General features: G+C 42.4%; 1 protein-coding gene. It reads left to right on the forward strand.

What is annotated here, in order from left to right; all coding sequences use genetic code 11:
* Window positions 1-269: chloride channel protein (locus tag SB765_RS30025; RefSeq protein ID WP_410932548.1), on the forward strand; the 269-nt coding region annotated here is incomplete at both ends.

The raw sequence follows: 269 nt of genomic DNA on the forward strand, positions 1-269 counted from the left end.
ATTTGTATTTGGTGAAGGCTCAGAACTTGCGCTAATAAGCATTGCCCCCTTAAGTGGGTGGCATTACCCCTATTTAATTTTGTGCGGCATGGGGCTGGGTGCGGTGGCTTATGCTTTTAATCAAAACTTAATGCTGATTATTAAAACCTTTAAACCACTAAGTATGTTTCCTCGTTTAATAATTGCAGGGTGTATTGCCAGCTTAATTGCCTATGCAGTTCCACAAGCTATGGGCTCAGGGATGAGTGCGATAACCATTGCTGTAGAGT

Source organism: Pseudomonas sp. SIMBA_067 (genome assembly GCF_046534675.1).
GTDB classification, from domain to species: Bacteria; Pseudomonadota; Gammaproteobacteria; order Pseudomonadales; family Pseudomonadaceae; genus Aquipseudomonas; species Aquipseudomonas putida.